The 17,570-nt window shown below is 41.3% G+C and carries 16 protein-coding genes; 6 read left to right on the forward strand and 10 right to left on the reverse strand.

What is annotated here, in order from left to right; genetic code table 11:
* Nucleotides 1-122: 122 nt before the first annotated feature.
* On the forward strand, nt 123-1,049 hold the full coding sequence (locus LCL89_RS08585; protein ID WP_224809738.1) for an RluA family pseudouridine synthase: 927 nt from the start codon (nt 123-125) through the stop codon (nt 1,047-1,049).
* Between the two features lie 368 nt (nt 1,050-1,417).
* On the opposite strand, the gene LCL89_RS08590 is transcribed toward LCL89_RS08585, so the two are convergent.
* Nucleotides 1,418-1,717: a 4a-hydroxytetrahydrobiopterin dehydratase gene (locus tag LCL89_RS08590; RefSeq protein WP_224809739.1), complete on the reverse strand. Its 300-nt coding sequence runs from the start codon at nt 1,715-1,717 to the stop codon at nt 1,418-1,420.
* 21 nt (nt 1,718-1,738) lie between these two features.
* On the reverse strand, nt 1,739-3,517 hold the full coding sequence (locus LCL89_RS08595) for a M3 family oligoendopeptidase (RefSeq protein WP_224809740.1): 1,779 nt from the start codon (nt 3,515-3,517) through the stop codon (nt 1,739-1,741).
* Nucleotides 3,518-3,692: 175 nt separating this feature from the next.
* On the opposite strand from LCL89_RS08595, the gene LCL89_RS08600 reads away from it, so the two are divergent.
* Entirely contained in the window at nt 3,693-4,049 is a 357-nt protein-coding gene (locus LCL89_RS08600) for a PilZ domain-containing protein (protein WP_224809741.1), read from the forward strand.
* 77 nt (nt 4,050-4,126) lie between these two features.
* Here LCL89_RS08600 and LCL89_RS08605 read toward each other — a convergent pair whose 3' ends face one another.
* The 4 genes from LCL89_RS08605 to LCL89_RS08620 all read right to left on the reverse strand — a co-directional run bounded on the left by LCL89_RS08605 (nt 4,127) and on the right by LCL89_RS08620 (nt 9,394).
* Nucleotides 4,127-5,260 carry a mannitol-1-phosphate 5-dehydrogenase gene (locus tag LCL89_RS08605; protein ID WP_224809742.1) on the reverse strand — a complete coding sequence of 378 codons (1,134 nt, stop codon included), beginning with the start codon at nt 5,258-5,260 and terminating at the stop codon, nt 4,127-4,129.
* 1 nt (nt 5,261) lies between these two features.
* Nucleotides 5,262-5,699 (reverse strand): PTS sugar transporter subunit IIA, encoded by a 438-nt coding sequence (locus LCL89_RS08610; protein ID WP_224809743.1) that lies wholly within the window; start codon nt 5,697-5,699, stop codon nt 5,262-5,264.
* A 22-nt stretch (nt 5,700-5,721) separates the two neighbouring features.
* Nucleotides 5,722-7,818 (reverse strand): BglG family transcription antiterminator, encoded by a 2,097-nt coding sequence (locus LCL89_RS08615; RefSeq protein ID WP_224809744.1) that lies wholly within the window; start codon nt 7,816-7,818, stop codon nt 5,722-5,724.
* Between the two features lie 100 nt (nt 7,819-7,918).
* The gene (locus LCL89_RS08620; protein WP_224809745.1) at nt 7,919-9,394 is read right to left on the reverse strand and encodes a PTS mannitol transporter subunit IICB; all 1,476 of its coding nucleotides are present in this window, start codon (nt 9,392-9,394) and stop codon (nt 7,919-7,921) included.
* Between the two features lie 592 nt (nt 9,395-9,986).
* Here LCL89_RS08620 and LCL89_RS08625 point away from each other — a divergent pair.
* Together LCL89_RS08625 and LCL89_RS08630 are read left to right on the forward strand one after the other, a co-directional pair.
* Nucleotides 9,987-10,931 carry an LLM class oxidoreductase gene (locus LCL89_RS08625; RefSeq protein WP_224809746.1) on the forward strand — a complete coding sequence of 315 codons (945 nt, stop codon included), beginning with the start codon at nt 9,987-9,989 and terminating at the stop codon, nt 10,929-10,931.
* A gap of 55 nt (nt 10,932-10,986) precedes the next feature.
* On the forward strand, nt 10,987-11,688 hold the full coding sequence (locus LCL89_RS08630; RefSeq protein ID WP_224809747.1) for a DUF5694 domain-containing protein: 702 nt from the start codon (nt 10,987-10,989) through the stop codon (nt 11,686-11,688).
* Nucleotides 11,689-11,770: 82 nt separating this feature from the next.
* Here LCL89_RS08630 and LCL89_RS08635 read toward each other — a convergent pair whose 3' ends face one another.
* The gene (locus tag LCL89_RS08635) at nt 11,771-13,399 is read right to left on the reverse strand and encodes a BCCT family transporter (RefSeq protein WP_197317835.1); all 1,629 of its coding nucleotides are present in this window, start codon (nt 13,397-13,399) and stop codon (nt 11,771-11,773) included.
* 312 nt (nt 13,400-13,711) lie between these two features.
* Between LCL89_RS08635 and LCL89_RS08640 the strand changes: the two genes are divergently transcribed.
* On the forward strand, nt 13,712-13,972 hold the full coding sequence (locus tag LCL89_RS08640; protein WP_224809748.1) for a hypothetical protein: 261 nt from the start codon (nt 13,712-13,714) through the stop codon (nt 13,970-13,972).
* 1 nt (nt 13,973) lies between these two features.
* Here LCL89_RS08640 and LCL89_RS08645 read toward each other — a convergent pair whose 3' ends face one another.
* Together LCL89_RS08645 and LCL89_RS08650 are read right to left on the reverse strand one after the other, a co-directional pair.
* Entirely contained in the window at nt 13,974-14,228 is a 255-nt protein-coding gene (locus LCL89_RS08645; protein ID WP_224809749.1) for a hypothetical protein, read from the reverse strand.
* 113 nt (nt 14,229-14,341) lie between these two features.
* Nucleotides 14,342-14,764, reverse strand: a complete 423-nt coding sequence (locus LCL89_RS08650) for a hypothetical protein (RefSeq protein ID WP_224809750.1) — start codon at nt 14,762-14,764, stop codon at nt 14,342-14,344.
* 494 nt (nt 14,765-15,258) lie between these two features.
* On the opposite strand from LCL89_RS08650, the gene LCL89_RS08655 reads away from it, so the two are divergent.
* On the forward strand, nt 15,259-15,759 hold the full coding sequence (locus LCL89_RS08655; protein ID WP_224809751.1) for a cupin domain-containing protein: 501 nt from the start codon (nt 15,259-15,261) through the stop codon (nt 15,757-15,759).
* A 53-nt stretch (nt 15,760-15,812) separates the two neighbouring features.
* On the opposite strand, the gene mbcS is transcribed toward LCL89_RS08655, so the two are convergent.
* Entirely contained in the window at nt 15,813-17,387 is a 1,575-nt protein-coding gene (mbcS, locus tag LCL89_RS08660; RefSeq protein ID WP_224809752.1) for an acyl-CoA synthetase MbcS, read from the reverse strand.
* Between the last annotated feature and the right edge of the window lie 183 nt (nt 17,388-17,570).

Consider the following 17,570-nt stretch of genomic DNA (forward strand, 5'->3'; position numbering starts at 1 on the left):
TGTCAACACCTTCTGGTTTTTTGAAAAACTCAGCAGGGGTATCTTGCGCCCACGACCTCGGCGCACGTAAAATAGATTTCAGCCGTTACAACGAGTACCAACAGAGAAATGAAGGTGTAGGAATGGAAACAAAAAGAATAGGAGAATGGCTCGAACTCGTCGTTCCATATAAATGGGATGGGAAAACCGTCGATCGTATAATGAGAAAAGATTTGGGAGTACCCAGAAAACTGATGCACCGTTTCCGTAATCAAAGGGGAGTGTCTTTGAATGATGAATTCATCCACTGGAAGAACACAACCGTGAGAGCAGGGGACTTGATGTGTATACGTTTGTTTGAGCCACAACCTCTGACGGTAAAGCCTAATAATATGCCGATTGATGTGATTTATGAAGACGATCATCTGCTCGTAGTGAACAAACCTTCCGGGGTTTTTACTCATCCGAATTTTCCTACAGAAGACGATACACTCGTTAATGGTGTTGCTGGTTATTTTGTAAAAGAAGGGATCCCCTCGACACCGAAGTATGTCCATAGATTGGATCGGCACACTTCGGGAGCCATTCTTTTTGCGAAACATGACTTGGCGATTGCGATGTTGGGAAAAGAACTGCAGAAACGAACGATCAAACGGACCTATCTTGCCTGGGCTCATGGATCGATTTCTCCTGAAAAAGGAGTCATCTCCCATCCTACAGGAAAAGATCCTGATCATACGATCCGGCGGTGCGTCACAGAGGATGGCCAATATGCAGAAACTCATTATGAAGTACTTCGTTACGATGCTGAAAAAGATGCATCTCTGCTCAAGCTGCAATTGGAAACAGGACGGACCCATCAGATCAGAGTCCATATGAGCTATGTCGGCCACCCACTTTTAGGTGACACGATGTATGGCGGGCAGGGTGACCTACATTATAAACAAGCTTTACATGCAGCGAAGCTCACATTCATTCATCCGTTCACTGAACAATCCATCCAATGTTTTGCTTACCCTGAAGAAAGTGAATCATTGTTTACGGATGAACATGTAAATGCATTGAAATGAAACCAAGTATTACCAAAATAAAATTTTCCATTCATTGTAGTATTATAAAAATGTGTGTGATACATTGAAAATGTTAGCCTTTTCATAGAAAAAGAGAGTATAAAAATAGAGAAATTGATTCGACGAGACGTAAAGAGGTTAACGATAGAGACAAAATAAAAAGAGCCGCCAGCTCACGCTGGTGGCTCTTCATCATTATATAGAGGAAAACGTAGGTGCTGTTCAAATTACGCAATTGCAGCTTGAATATACGCAATAGTCCTCTCAATTTACGCAATCACGGCTTGAATATACGCAATACTCCTCTCAATTTACGCAATCTCAGCCTAAACATACGCAATATACTATTTAAATTAAGTACTTCCCCGTCACTCTACCAACTGCTTATAAAACTCATCATATTTTTCAGCACATTTAAGGTCGAGATCGGTCAATCCTTTTGCATTCCAAGAAGTAAGCTTCATGGTGACCATTTTATAATCGATGCTGATAAACGGGTGGTGTTGAATTTCTTCCGAGTATTGTGCAACGTTATTGACGAACTGGACCCCTGTCAGGAAATCTTTAAAACGGTAGCGTTTCACAATGAACTTCTCATCTTGCAGCTTCCAACCATCCAACTCTGCTACTCTTTCGGTCTTTTCCCCCTCAGGTATTCGCTTTTCCATCCTAAACACTCCTTTTATCGATCAGGTCTGAACCAATGCCATGAATTCATTCAAATCTGCCAGGCAGAGGTCAAGCGCATGCTTCCAAAAATCCGGCTCTTCAAGGTCGACTCCAAGATGCTTCTTCGCAAGATCTTCGACAGTCATTCTTCCTGTATCCTGTAGGAGTGCAATATACTGATCCTCGAATTCTGGTCCGATTTCGAGCGCTTTAGCGTAAATTCCCATACTGAATAAATAACCGAATGTATATGGGAAGTTATAAAACGGCACATCTGTAATATGGAAATGAAGTTTCGAAGCCCAGAAAGTAGGATCGTATTCACCGAGCGTCCCTACATAAGCTTCCTTCTGCGCCTCCACCATCAACTCATTTAAACGTTCAGTCGTTACTACGCCTTTCTTACGCTCCTCGTAGAAACTCGTTTCAAATAAAAAGCGGGAATGGATATTCATGAAAAAGGCTACGCTTCGCTGGACTTTGTCTTCCAACAGCACCATTTTTTCCTGTTCATCTTCAGCCTGTTTGACTGCAGCATCAGCTACAATCATCTCTGCAAATGTAGAAGCAGTTTCTGCCACGTTCATGGCATAACCCTGATTCAAGATAGGCAGATCATTCATGACATGCTGATGATAGGCATGTCCTAATTCGTGTGCCAAAGTAGCCACACTGGAAGGAGACCCTGAATAAGTCATGAAAATACGGGTTTCCTGGCTGTCAGGAAAGCTCGTGCAAAACCCTCCCGGCTGCTTACCCGGGCGATCTTCCGCTTCGATCCATCGCTTCTCAAAGGCCATTTCAGCAAAGTCCGCCATCTTTGGACTGAATTTGCTGAATTGCTGAACGATGAAATCGGCCCCTTCTTGAAAACTCATTGTTTGCGTCGCTTCCCCTATAGGTGCTTCTACATCGTAAAAGCTTAATTTATCAATTCCGAGCAATTCAGCTTTCTTTTCCATGAAGGGCACATAATGCTGTTTGTATTCTGTAATCGAATCCCACATGGCGTTCAATGTTTTTTCGCTCATCCGATTATAATCGAGAGGTTCTTTCAATACATTTCCCCAACCTCGATGCTTATAGGTTTGAAGTCGGAAACCAGACAGGTGGTTCAATGTTTCACTGAACAAATCGAGCTGACCCTTCCACGCTTCCTGGAGCTGATCAAAAGCCGCTTTTCTTTCAGAACGCTTGTGCGAGTCCAGACGGTTGGAGGCTTGACCGACCGATAAAGTCTCTCCATCAATAGTCACTTTCATCTTACCAACCATCAAATCATACATGTGCCCCCATGCATGATAGCCGTCCACGGCTAAATCATTCATCAAGGATTCTTGTCGCAATTCCAATTTATCTTTGGCCAAGTGACGTCTTTCTTCCATTATAAATTTTATCTCAGAAAAAGGAGGCTCTTGGATCAGTGATTTCCAAACATCGTTATCGATTTGGACCATCTTTTGATCGAATTCAGTCATCACATTGTCAAACCGCGCACCTAATTCACTGCGTTTGGCCTGCCAGAGATTCGCTTTTTTATCTTCGACATCTTGAGCAGTCAAGCAGCTTACAAAGGCTCCGATCTCAGTCAATTCTTTAATGATGAGTTGAGTGAGATCCACGATTTCTGCCATCTCCTCTTTTTGATCCGTATTCTTAGGAGGAAGAAAAGACTGAACCTGCTTTTCTAATTGAGTCACGTGATCCTCAGTCGTATGTAAATAAGTTTTCAGTTGTTCAGACCGACTTCCACCTTCAAAAATAGTATCTAAATCCCATGTTAATTCATAAGTTTCCATAACCTTCCCCTTTCCACAGTCTTTCAAAAGCTCGTATAATAACCAAAATATTATATCAAAATTTTCAGATAAAATAAACGCGTCTTCTTCTTTATTCTATTAATCTAGTTGCTTTTCCCTCCAAACTTTGGTATTTTCAAAAAAAGAAGCGTAGATTGGGAAGGGAGATCTTCGAATGAGATACCGCCGTAAAGAAACGTTACGTTATACATTTGGCGACCCTCGCCCTGCTAATTTTAAAATCACAAAAATTGATTCAAGGACAGTCAGTACATCCATGGGAAAAGCGGAGGTTCTGGACATCAGCCCGGGCGGGATGAAGCTTTCCACCGAAGTGAATGTTCCCTTGACAATGAAAGTTCAACTCCTTGTGCAGACCACCATCGCAGACATTCCTCTCACTTTCACTGCCGACGTCATGTGGAGTAAAGAGGTTGATGGATTCTACCACTATGGATTGCAGTTCATCGAAGATCAAGGAGAGACTGTCATTCAAGCACTTAAGAAATATAGGAAACAAGAATCTGAATAACAATCATAGATGAACTCTCTACATAATAATTAAAATAAAAGCAACTTCTTTAACGCAAAGAAGTTGCTTTTTGTGTACTAACTTATATTTTCAAATTGTTGGTGAACTGCTTGTACGAATGGATGACCTTCTTCGAGTTGAGTAATCTGTTTGAATGCTTCTACATGACCATTTTCATCAACCATCTTCTGCAATTCAACAGCTTCCGGATCATCTTCATTTTTATAAGAAAGAGCCGCTGCAACGACATGTGCAAGCTGTTCAGGTTTCTCTCCAAACAGATCAATATATTCAAGCGCTGGCTTCACTAAGCGGTCTCCTGCCCCAAGCTTCCGTATAGGTCCTCTTCCTACCCGGGTGACTTCATCAGACAAATCAGGGTTTTCGAAACGCTTGATAATGGTCTGGATATACTTTTGATGTTGATCCTTGTCGAATCCATACTTTTCTATCAGTACTTTACCTGTTTCACTTAGTACGCCTTCCAACTTTTGTTTAATTGATGGATCTTCAAGAGCTTCCTTGATGGTGCTATACCCTTTATACTTTCCTAGGTATGCTGCAACGGCGTGTCCGGTATTAACCGTGAATAATTTTCTTTCAATGTATGGAGTCAAGTCATCTACGAAAGTGATGCCTTGAATTTCAGGAATGCCTCCTTTGACAGCTCCCTTTTCAACGACCCATTCATAATAAGGCTCGACCTTTACGGTTAATGGATCATTTTGAACCTGATTTGGAACAATTCGATCAACGGCTGCATCAGGAAATCCGATATGGTCGTCCAATAAAGGTTTCTCCTCTGCACCGACTTCCTTTAAAACATGTTCTCTTAATAAAGTGCTTCCGCCAATCATATTTTCACAGGCAATGACATTCCCAGGACGTCCTCTTTTCATCAAGCCTTCAGCAATTAAAGGGGCTACTAAAGGAAGGACCTGAGGGCCGACAGCTGTGGTGATCAGATCCGCTTTGGAAACTGCTTCAATCACCTTACCTTCTTCATTAAGGCTGTTCAACCCTGACACATTGCTCACTTTTTCTGTGGCATCCGTTCCTGCCAGTTCGACTATATATTCACCATGCGTATTCAGTGCATTGATGACTTTCTCGTTCACGTCGACAAACGTCGTTTCATAATCCGCTTCTGACAATAATGCTCCAATGAACCCTCTGCCTATATTCCCCGCTCCGAAATGAACAGCTTTCATCTTAATTCACCTCATTGAATAGGTTGATGATTTCTTGTTCACTTTCAGCTTCAAGGATGGTGTCGATATTCTCTTCTTCTGAACATACGATAGCAATTTGAGAAAGTACTTCTAAATGTTCGCCGCCTTTTCCAGCAATTCCGATCAGGAGTTTCACAGTATTTCCCCCACCAAAATCTACTCCTTCTGGAACAGTCACGACGGAGATCCCTGTTTCCTTTACAGCCTTCTTGGCGTCTTCTGTACCATGAGGAATCGCAACGAAGTTCCCCATGAAAGTAGAAGTCAGTTCTTCTCTTTCCAGCATTTTACCGATGTATTCATCATTGACGTACCCGTTATCCCGCAATAATCCACCTACATATCGAATAGCTTCTTCCTTTGTTTGGAAACTTTCATTCAATTTGATCGTTTTATCCGTCAGTACTTCTTTAGTCATTTAAAACTCTCCCTTTACGAAATTATAATTTACTTTTAAGAAATTGATGAAGCTGAATGGAAGTATAGTTTTTAATCCTCTCTTCATCCTGAGACTGGTACACATAAGCGCTTTCCTCATCCTCAATGAGCAATGAACTTAAAGACCCCAGTATTTCCAACGTTTCTTGCTGAACTTTCCTAGGAGCTAACATGATCAGGAAAACGGAAGCTTCCACTTCCTCTCCATCCATTCCTGATAAACTCACAGGATTTTGCAGAATCACTATATTAAAAACAGGATGGTTCACACATTCATGTCTGGTGTGATGGAGAGCTATTTGTGTATTCGGCACCCCTACACCGCCAGATTGAAGACGATTCATCAAAGCTTCCTGAACCTGATCCGCCGATTCAACCACCCCATCCTGATACAACTCAAAGCACGCCTCACGGAGAATAGCTCCCGTGTCTTTCAAGGACGTTCGATGTACGTTCAATCCGTTTAACAGTTGACTGATAATCGCTGCATACTTTTGGAATTGATCTACGGACTCCTGAATAGTATCCAAGGTTTGACCTTGATGTTGTTCGTTCGGACCGGGAGTGTGCATACTCTCAAGTATTTTAATTTTTCTTATTAAATGTTGAAGCCGATGGACGTCAGCTGTAGGTAGCATCGGATTGACAAGCACATATTCTTCCATTCCTTCGAGAGGTACAGTGGATACAATCAGGTCAAAATGTTCCAACTCAATGGAGTGCAAGTCAAAAAGGGATTCGTGCTCTACCTTTTCAATCTCATGGAAATAATTCTTTAACTTTGCTGCAAGTATTTTTGCGGTCCCTATACCACTTGAGCAAACAACAAGTGCTCGAAGTCCACGAGTTCCCTCCATATTCAAAAGCGCACTTGCAAAGTGCATGACCAAAAATGCTGTCTCTTCTTTCGGAAACTTAAGGGAAGGGAAAACCTGTTTGACCGCATCTTCCAATATGCTGAAAAGTTCAGCATAGTCTTCCTCAATCTGATCCTTCAACGGATTCTGAATATCCATTCTTTGTTGGATCCTATATAAACTCGGTTTCAAGTGAACGACAAGATCATTAAGCAATTGACTGGATTGATTAAGGTCTTTTGACAGTGATGTTGAAACATATTGAATTAATTTTTTCGCCTTAAAAGCTACGTTCAAGCTGCTGTCTTCAAGAACAAATTCTTGGTTGTACCTTACTTTCGCCCCCATCAAATGCATGGTCACATAACCTGTTTCAGCTTCTGGAATCGTTAAGTCGAATTGAGCTTCCAGTCGATGGATAAGTTGATGGGCCACTTGGAACTCTTTTTTCTCTCTTAATTCATCCAGGTATTCATTTTCTATTTGTATGAACTCACCTTTTTGAAGCCGTTCAATCGCAAGAGCTAAGTGAATGATTAAACCAATATAAGCATGATCAGCCAATGGATAAGTCAATGTAGAAAGAAGTGAATCGACTGTCTGCTCAATTTTCCATACCTTTTCCTTATCGACAAGTCCTAATAAATGATCTGATATGGAGTCTACAGTTTTGTCAGAGAAAGAATTTGTTTCCATGTTTTCTCTGATAAATTTCAGAAAATCCTGTTCTTTCAAATGGTTCATGATGACATATTGGAGTGCTCCACGGATATTGGCTTCTTCCCCTTTTACTTCTACTCCATATCCACGCTTCCTGACCAAAGAAAGCTCATATTCATTCAAGATTTCTTCAATCTTATCTAAATCAAGACTGATCGTAGCTACCGTCACGCCTAACTCATTCGCAAGGGTAAGCAGTTTTACAGGCTCCCTTGAATCCAACAATTTGGATAGAATTAAAACACTGCGTTCTTCAGGGGTATAATCAAGAGCCTTTTGTTCATAGATGGAACTTTTCAGCTTTAGTTTCTCACTTTCATCTCCAAGTATTGCTATTCCTTTTCCTGAGACTTTTTCTAATGCAAGACCGTAATCATTCAGGATTTTACTCATCCCTTTCAAATCTCTACGGACAGTCCTGGAACTGACATCCAATTCATCTGCCAAATCTTGAATCGGAACTTCATGATTCACACTCAGCAACATTTCAATCAACTTGCGTTCTCTTGCAGATACGTACACTGAATCCCCCCTCTCACTCGGGTCTTGAAAGCTTATACCCTTAGGATGATTAAGAATAAGAGTCTGTCTTATTCAGACTCTTACCCTTTTTTTACTACGATTACTTTTTCAACTCTGAAACAAGTTCATCATATTTAGGACTGTTCAAGAAGTTTTCTACTGAAATATGGTGGGCGTGAGGAACTTTTTGCACCGCACGTTCGGTTAAGTCTTTATGAGTAATGACGATATCAACATCATCAGGTAAGTCATTGATGGCCATATTCGTTACGTTAATATCAATGGAAGCTTTTTTAAATTTATTTTTTAACAGCGAAGCTCCCATGGCACTTGAACCCATGCCCGCATCACATGCAAAGATGATTTTGTCGACTTCTGTATAATCAACTTCAGGAACCTCGTCTGTATTGCGGCTTTGTTCCTCTTGTTGAGAAGTATTAGCTGCCTCATTTTCTTTTGTCAGCTGACCTGAAACCCGGCTCTTCTTCCCTTTCATGCCTTCCATTTTTTCAGTCGCAGCAGCCAGATCACCTTCGTCATCTTTCCGACTCGCTTTAAGGATGATTGCTGATACTACGAAAGAAACGATTGTTGCTACAATGACTCCTGCAAAGACACCTAAATAATTGCCCTTTGGTGTTAATAACGACAATGCAATGATACTTCCCGGAGATGGCGTGGAAGACAGCCCGGCATCAAAGGCGACAAATGTCGCTGTACCTGCTACACCACCAGAAATAGCTGCCAGGATCAAGAACGGCTTAGAGAGAATGTAAGGGAAATAAATTTCATGTATTCCACCGAAGAAGTGAATAATAGCAGCTCCCGGAGCTGTTTGCCTTGAAGTCCCTTTTCCGAACAGAGTGAAGGCTAACAAGACACCTAAACCTGGTCCGGGGTTCGTCTCTAACAAGAATAAGATCGATTTACCCGTTTGTGTAGCCTGGTCCACAGCCAGTGGACTTAAAATACCATGGTTGATCGCATTGTTCAGGAACAACACTTTCGCAGGTTCAATGAACAGGTTGACCAAAGGAAGCAATCCAGCATTAACAAGTACCTCTACACCTGCACCTAAAATTTGTGTAAGACCTGCAACTGCAGGGCCTACTCCATACAAGGATAAAATGGCTAGAACAGAACCGAGGATACCGGCTGTAAAGTTATTGATGAGCATTTCAAACCCTTGACGAACTTTTCCTTCTAATGCTTCGTCAACCTTCTTGATCAGGTAACCTCCAAATGGTCCCATAATCATGGCCCCTAAAAACATAGGGGTATCTGGTGCGCCTACGATGACTCCCATTGTAGCAGTAGCACCAACTACTCCGCCTCGTAAACCATGAACTAAACGTCCTCCAGTAAATGCAATCAGTAATGGCAGCAGGTATTTGATCATCGGGCCTACCATTGCAGCAAGTTCTTCGTTTGGCAGCCACCCGTCAGGTATGAATAAAGCAGTTATTATCCCCCAGGCGATGAAAGCAGCTATGTTCGGCATGATCATACTGCTTAAGAAACTACCGAACTTTTGTACTCTAGCTCTCACTCCTGATTTTTCACTCGATTGACTCATTTTTGGTTCCTCCCTCATTTTCTGTAAACTTATTTCTCTTTGTGTAAGTTAATAGTAAAGCGTTTCCACTCTCATATTCAATGAAATGTAAATGCATGTTTGTCCATACACATGGTGACATTTTTTAAATAAGCTCTGTTAATGCTTTGTGACGGGACTCGTTCGGGAGGAAACCCCGTGGAAAGGAGTTTTATCTGGCTCAGCGTTCTCCTCCGGAAAGTGGAATGTTTTTTCTATAATTTAGTGAAAGAAATAGTTTTGATACATTTTTGTAATAAAATTGAAACCTTTTGCGCTTCTCATCCGTCTATATAGTAGAGAAAAAATAAGAAACCTGAATTTATTCATTCATACTAATAGGAGGGCGTACATGATGAGAGACCGTATTCAATATGATGTAAGTGAAATTGCAAGTGTTGCTGGTGGGAGTGCTGTGTTGACCGGAATTCTATATGTAGCCTTTACTATCCTTTAATTGGCCGCACGAAAAACCCTCAACCCGACTGGGCTGAGGGTTTTTCATGTCAAATAGTAGAACAGCACCTGTGTCATCTTTATAATTGGAGTAAGGATAATGTCAGGAGGATGGTTTATGTATAAAGAGCACAATGGTTATCAAAAGATACTCCAAGAGAATCAGCTTTCGTTCGGGTTGACCGTTCCGCTCGAGAACTATGATAAAAACACTCCGACAATGGAAAGGCAGGTAGAACGAGCACAACTTGCAGAGAGACTAGGCTTCCATTGTTTATGGTTGCAGGACGTCGTTTTAGAGGATCCATCTTTCGAAGATCCTGCCACGGGGCAGATTTATGACAGCCTTATCTACATGACTTATTTAGCTTCTCATACCTCCTCAATCCAATTAGGGACCGCTGCACTGGTCCTTCCTCTTCGCCACCCTCTCCGTTTGGCGAAAGAAGTGGCCAGCATCGAGCGCTTGTTTCCTGAACGCCTGATGCTCGGGATTTCCTCTGGAGATAGAAGAAAAGACTTTGAAGGGCTGGGAATTCCGATCATGGAACGGAGTGAATGGTTCAGAGAGGCTTTTCATCATTTCAAAAAGGTCTTGTACGAAGAATTCCCTCCTTTTGAATCAAGCTACGGGAAAATGGACAAATCCAATTTAGTTCCTAAACCGACCACCCAAATTCCATTATTTATGACCGGCTATTGTCAACAAAGCTTGGATTGGGTGGCGGAACATGGAGATGGGTGGATGTTTTATCCACAAAGACCTGCTCAACAAAAGGAAACGATCCGAAAATACAAGAAGAAAGTCGAAGTGTTCCACGGGGATGTCTTTCGTCCATTCTTTATGCCTCTCCCTTTAGAACTGACCGAAGACCCTGAATACCCTGCTGAAAAAATCCCTGCAGGGTACAAAGTCGGCAGGAATGGCTTAAAAGATTTATTAGAAGAGTATCGTTCGATTGGCGTCAATCATATTATGTTTGGTTTATCAAAAAACGAACGCCCTATCCAGGATATCATCCAGGAACTTGGCGAAGACGTCCTCCCCAACTTCAAATTCTAAAAAATGATAAAATCGCACCAGCAAAGACATGTCGATTTCAAGGGAGAGTGTAGTAATGGAGATACCGGAAATTATGGTGGTAGGCACCACCCATATGGCCATGAATCCTAATACTGTTAATCAACAGCAGGAAGAAATTAAAAGTTTAGTTGAATCTCTATCTCGTTTCAAGCCTACAAAAATTGCTGTAGAGAAATCGTTTCTTCTTCAAGAAGAATTGGACCGGAGATATACAGAGTTTCAGCAAGGTAACCTCACACCCGCATATGACGAGGTGGAACAAATTGCTTTTCGTCTAAGTGCTCTTGCAAAACATACAAGAGTATATCCTGTAGACGAAGTGGTGGATATGTCTAAACCTTCACTGGAGGAGGTATTCACATGGGCGAAAGAACATCAACCCCACCTTTTCAAGGAAATCCTGGATGTACAAGCGACTCTTAAAACGATGGAAAATGATGAGACTCTTTTGGAAACTTTAAAGTACATCAATCATCCCGACTACATCAAAGAACTCCAAAGAGTCTACATGAAATTGGCCCGAGTCGGTGATCATCAACATCAAATCGGCGTTCAATGGTTAAAACAATGGCATCAAAGAGACCTATCCATCGCGGCTAACATCGCTCGAATAGCTGAACCTAATGACAGGATTCTTGTATTGATGGGTGGAGACCACATCCACTTGTTGACACGATTCTTAGAAGACAGCGGTGATTTCAGCCTCACACCTGCTCTTTCTTACTTGAAAAATTGATTCTAATCTAACGTACAGGTCGATCCTAGGATTTTAAGGCAATAAAAAAAAACCTCCGCCAATGGCGGAGGTTTTTGTTCATTTACTTACCATCCAGATCTTTTTCTTCCAACGCTTCTAGAGCAGAACGTTTCTTCTTCTTCTTACGATTCTTCCAACGTTCAATGTGGATTGTTGATGGTCTGTAATCATCTGAAGCTCGAATATCTGTATTCGAAGCCTTCATGAATGACCATGCAAGCAGGAACATAATGAAAATCAGTGGGAATCCACCGACGATACTAGCTGTTTGCAGTGTACCTAATCCACCAAGGAACATCAGTGCGAGAGGCATCAAGCAAAGTGCGAATGCCCAGAACAAGCGGTTCCAGCGTAGTGGTTCTCCTTCAATATTCTTCTGAGTAACAGATGCAAGAATATAGGAGGAAGAGTCAAACGTCGTTGCAAGGAAGATGATTGCAAGGACTGTAAAGACGAGAACCATGAACTTCGCAAGTGGAAGCTGGTTGATGATTTCGATGATGGTTGCAGGTGCACCATTCTCATTCATGAATCCTACCACATCAAATGAACCAGTCATTTGCATGTAAAGTCCGAAGTTACCCATAATTCCGAAGAATAGGATACATCCGATTGTACCGTACGTGATTGTACCTAGAATCATTTGACGGATCGTACGTCCACGGGAGATACGTGCTACGAACAAACCGACGAATGGAGCATATACTAACCACCATGCCCAATAGAAGATTGTCCAGGATTGAGGGAAGCCTGTGTCTTCAAAGTCAGCGAAATTACCGAAAGGCTCCATCCACGTCGCCATCTTGAAGAAGTTATCGGCAAGGATCCCCAAACCATTAAATGTTGTTTCACTGATGAATTTCGTCGGACCGAATACAAACACGAAAGCCAAAATAAAGATCGCCAACCAAATATTGATATCACTCAATACTTTGATTCCGCGTTTCAATCCGGAATAGGCACTGACTGCGAAAATCAGTGTACACAGTAACATGATGGCAGCTTTCAACCCTAGAGTTACAGGAATACCTGTCAATGTATTGATACCTTCTGCAATCATTGGTGTACCAAGCGCCAGGGTTGTACCCGCTCCCCCTAAAAGACCGAACATGAACAATACATCAATTACATTACCAAGTGGACCGTCGACGGATTTACCCAATACCGGTCTAACGGCTTCACTTACTTTAAGTACAGGTTTCTTTCTTACATAATAGAAATAAGCGATTGGAAGTGCCGGAAGAGCATAAATCGCCCATGCGATTGGTCCCCAGTGGAAAATACCATATGCTGTTGACCATTGAATCGCTTCATTGGTTCCTGCCTCCAACCCGAATGGAGGTCCCTGATAATAATAAGCCCATTCGATGACACCCCAATAAAGGATACTGGAACCGATACCTGCCGCGAATAGCATGGCAGCCCACGAGAACGTGTTGAATTCAGGTTCTTCTCCTTCATCACCTAATTTGATGGAACCGTTTTTACTAAATGCTACGTATAGTAGGAATGCGAGAATAACCAAGCCCATGATCAAATATAGGACACCGAAGTTTCCTGTCATGAATGTATTCGCCTGAGATACGAATTCTTTACCTGCTTCCGGGAACAAAATCAAAGGTAATGTTACACCGATAAGCAAAAACAGTGCGCCTATAAACGTAGGCCAGTCAATTAAATTTGTTTTCACTTCTTACGTCATCCTTTCTTTTATGTTTCTTTTTGTAGTTTGTTCTTGTTTTGCAGAGTCATGCAATATGCGAGGGTTTTTATGGGGGGGCTTCCGAAACACACAAAAATTAGTTTAACAATTGTATTGACAGGAGACAATCTAACTTAATAAACTCAATACCCTAAATGGCGCTAAAATAACGGCTCTTAGTAAAAAAACCGCAATATTTGACAAGTACCGTCGAATTCCTGTGAGTACGTGTGAAATGCTTTAAAAATAAAATTTATTTTTACTGCATCTCTGAATTTGAAGAAATAAGGGGGAAAATACATGTCAAAATTCCGCAATATTGGACAACCATTATATATTCCATTGTTCACAGCTTTTCCCGTCGGGGTATGGATGATATTAAAAAAGACCCCTTGGACAGGGATCGATATATCCTTATATTTATTGGTCATTCTCTTTCTCATCTTTACAGGTGTAGTAGAAACTGAGGAAGGTGACAAAAAGCAATTATTTTTCGGCTATGTTTATTTATTAACTGGGGGCTTCTTTGGGGTAGTCGGTCTGATTAAGTGGCTGAATTGAATCAAATGAAGAACAGCCAAGGCAGAATCATCGGGATCATAATGATAATCATTACTATCAACCAGGTGCTGGGATTTTCACTTGTCAATTGTTTACGATAAGCGATTGCCCAAGCTATAAATAACAAGATGCTCATCATAATACTTCTCAGATGCAATTGACCATCTTTGTTATTCATAAAAACATAGACACTTCCTTCTAGTACAATAAGAACTCCAACTAATAAATTGAATATATGAGTGAAGAATTTACTCAAACTGCTCACTTCCCATTCTCAAATGAAACATCTTAACTTACTTTTCACTTACTCAGTATAATATAACCTTTCCCCTGTTGCGACCAAAAAATAACCAGCCTCCGGAGGCTGGTTTAATATTGTTTGACGATTTGTTCCAACGATTGAGTCATTTCGTATATCGGACCATTATTTTTCAGTACTTGCCAGTGATTCGTGTAAAAATAAACTTCAAGCAGCGTTTGTTTGGGACCAGACAATTTCAATGCTCCATTTACATCTTGAGGCATTTCCACTTTGTTGGTCCGGGGGGATTCTTTGAGGGCAGTCAAGAACTCCCTTATCTCTTCCTCTTCTTTGATTACAGTGACTTGCCGCTCCTCATCCAAATTATAATAAGTCATTGTCAGAGGGCGTTCATAGTCATTCCAATCATAAGGAGTGATCACATCTTGACTGAAGACGACAGGATTGAAAAAATAGCGTTGATTGATATAAAAAATCGAAAAGCCAACGATCAAAAAAATGCCTGTTACATACAAAATCTTCCTACCCATATACTCACCTCTTATCCTCTCCATTAATTATAACATTTTTGTTAAAATATGTAATTTAATATTTGGCTCTGTTATTGCTTGGTCTTGTTTTTTACATGTGAGCTCATATCAGCTCTTTCTGTCCTGGAATTTGTTGAGGCAGCCTTTTAGAATGACTCGCTTTCCGTGGGGTACCGTGAGCCTCCTCAAACTTCGTTCTCCGGGGTCTCACCTTGTTCCTTTTTCCCGCAGGAGTCTACCTGTTTTCCCTGCCATCCCATGCTCTGAGTAAATAAAGGACCGAACAACTAACCCAAGAAGGGGACTATTTAGTAATCCTTTAAAATATCAACAACAGACTTTAACAGAGCCTAATATTCAAATAATACTGACTTCATCTATTTACATATACGAGTCTAATATGGGAATCGTTTCATAATTCTTATAAAAAATGTTTATTTTTTGATAAGTCAGGAAATATTTTTTGGGAGAGTTGTAATAGGAAGGGGATAATTATGAAAAATGCTTCAATAGATACTAAACTTTTCACCGATGATGGCTGTTATCCAAACCACCCCTATCTGCCTGCTGTTATTTATCGTGATTGTTTAGACAGGTCATTGAATGACCTTCAATCTTTGCTTCATAAAAACCGCTGGTCCAATACGTGGACCGGAAGCGTGTTTGAATATCACCACTTTCACAGCACGACCCATGAAACCCTCGCTGTCATAGAAGGAGCAGCTACTTTGAAACTTGGGGGACCAGAAGGAGAAAAAGTCAGTGTAAAAAAAGGAGATGTACTTATATTGCCTGCCGGGGTAGCTCATAAACTGGAAGATTCCACGCCTGATTTTCAAGTCATGGGCGCATATCCTTATGGAAAATCATTCGATTTGAAAACGGGAGAGAAAAATGAGTATGAAGAATCCAAAAAGCAGATCCGCGAAGCTCCTGCTCCATCTGCAGATCCAATCCTCGGAGTGAATGGGCCATTGATGGAATTGTGGGTGTAGCTTTCATTAAAAATGGCCTGACCGCTTTTTATGCGGTACAGGCCAACTAATTATTAATTCAAGACTCTTTCTTTCTTTCTCAATTCTACTCGACGGATTTTTCCAGAGGTTGTTTTAGGAAGCTCTTCAAGGAACTCGATTTTTCTAGGGTATTTATAAGGAGCTGTCTGTTCTTTTACATGATCTTGAAGTTCTTTAATTAAACTTTCGTCACCTTCATACCCATTTTGTAAAACGATGAAGGCTTTGACTACATTTCCTCGGACTTCATCAGGGCTTGATACTACCGCACACTCTTGAACTGCAGGGTGCTTGACTAATGCGTCTTCGACTTCAAACGGGCCAATGGTGTAACCGGAGCTTATGATTATGTCGTCGCTTCGCCCTTCAAACCAAAGATAACCGTCTTCGTCTTTCTTAGCTTGGTCACCCGTGATATAGTAATTTCCTCTTCTGGACATTTTCGTACGTTCCGGATCTTTATAATACTCTTTGAAAAGAGCTGGAGTATCTACATGAACAGCAATGTCTCCGACTTCATTCGGTTCTACCGGTTCTCCCAGGTCATTGACGATTTCAACTTGGTTCCCAGGGGTAGGTTTACCCATTGATCCAGGTCGGACTTCCATGTCCTTCATGATCCCGACAAGGAGCGTATTTTCCGTTTGGCCATAGCCATCACGGACTGTAACGTTGAAGTGTCTTTGGAAAGTGTCAATCACTTCACGGTTCAACGGTTCCCCAGCTGAAACGGCACTATGGAGGCCTGGAAGCTTGTACTCTGACAAATTGTCCACCTTCGCCATCAAGCGATATTCGGTTGGAGTACAACACAACACATTCACATCATGTTTTTCCATAATGCTCAAGTAAGTTTTAGGATCAAACTTACCTTGATACACCAACCCGCGCGCTCCTGTTCCTAAAACGGATAAGAAAGGACTCCATACCCATTTCTGCCATCCAGGTCCTGCTGTTGCCCATACAGTATCGCCATCTTGAATAGAGAGCCATTCATAAGCAGCTGTCTTTAAATGGGCATACCCCCATCCATGAGTATGAACGACACCTTTCGGGTTTCCTGTCGTACCTGAAGTATAGGAAAGGAAGGCCATATCATCTTTTGAAGTATCCGCCATGTTCAAAGTGGAAGGCTGATCACTCTTCAATTCATCAAGGTTCAGCCATCCTTCGCTCTCACCACCTACAGAGAATTTGTGTAGATTCTCAATATTATTCACATCGGCGAATTGACCAGTAAATGAATGGTAACTTACGATGGCTTTCACTTCTCCATGATTGATTCGGTATTCCAAATCTTTGGTGCGGAGCATTTCAGAGCTGGGAATAACGACTAAGCCCAATTTTAAGGCGGCAATATAAACTTGATAAGCTTCGATGAGACGAGGAATCATGACAAGGACTTTATCACCCTGTTGTAGTCCTCCGGTAAAGAAAGCGTTTCCAATTTGGTTCGCATTATTTAATAAACTTTCATATGTAGTCTCTTTACGGTTCCCTTCTTCATCCAGCCAAAGCAGGGCCTGCCGCTGTGGATCACCAGCATATTTTTCAAACTCTGAGACGATATTGTACTGATGGGGGGCTATCAATTCCTCACGCTTCATAATTTTATTCCTCCTTTTGTTATCGAGCGACTGTTCAGTCTATTAGCAAATTCATTATAACAAATATTCAAAATTATTTAAATATTGTTCACTTTATTTTTTGTTTCCTATACGCAAAACAATTGAGGCTGACAAATTGACAGATAATTTACGGTAGCGTAAACTACAATTACTATAAGATTT

The organism is Halobacillus yeomjeoni (genome assembly GCF_020171525.1).
Lineage (GTDB): Bacteria > Bacillota > Bacilli > Bacillales > Halobacillaceae > Halobacillus > Halobacillus yeomjeoni.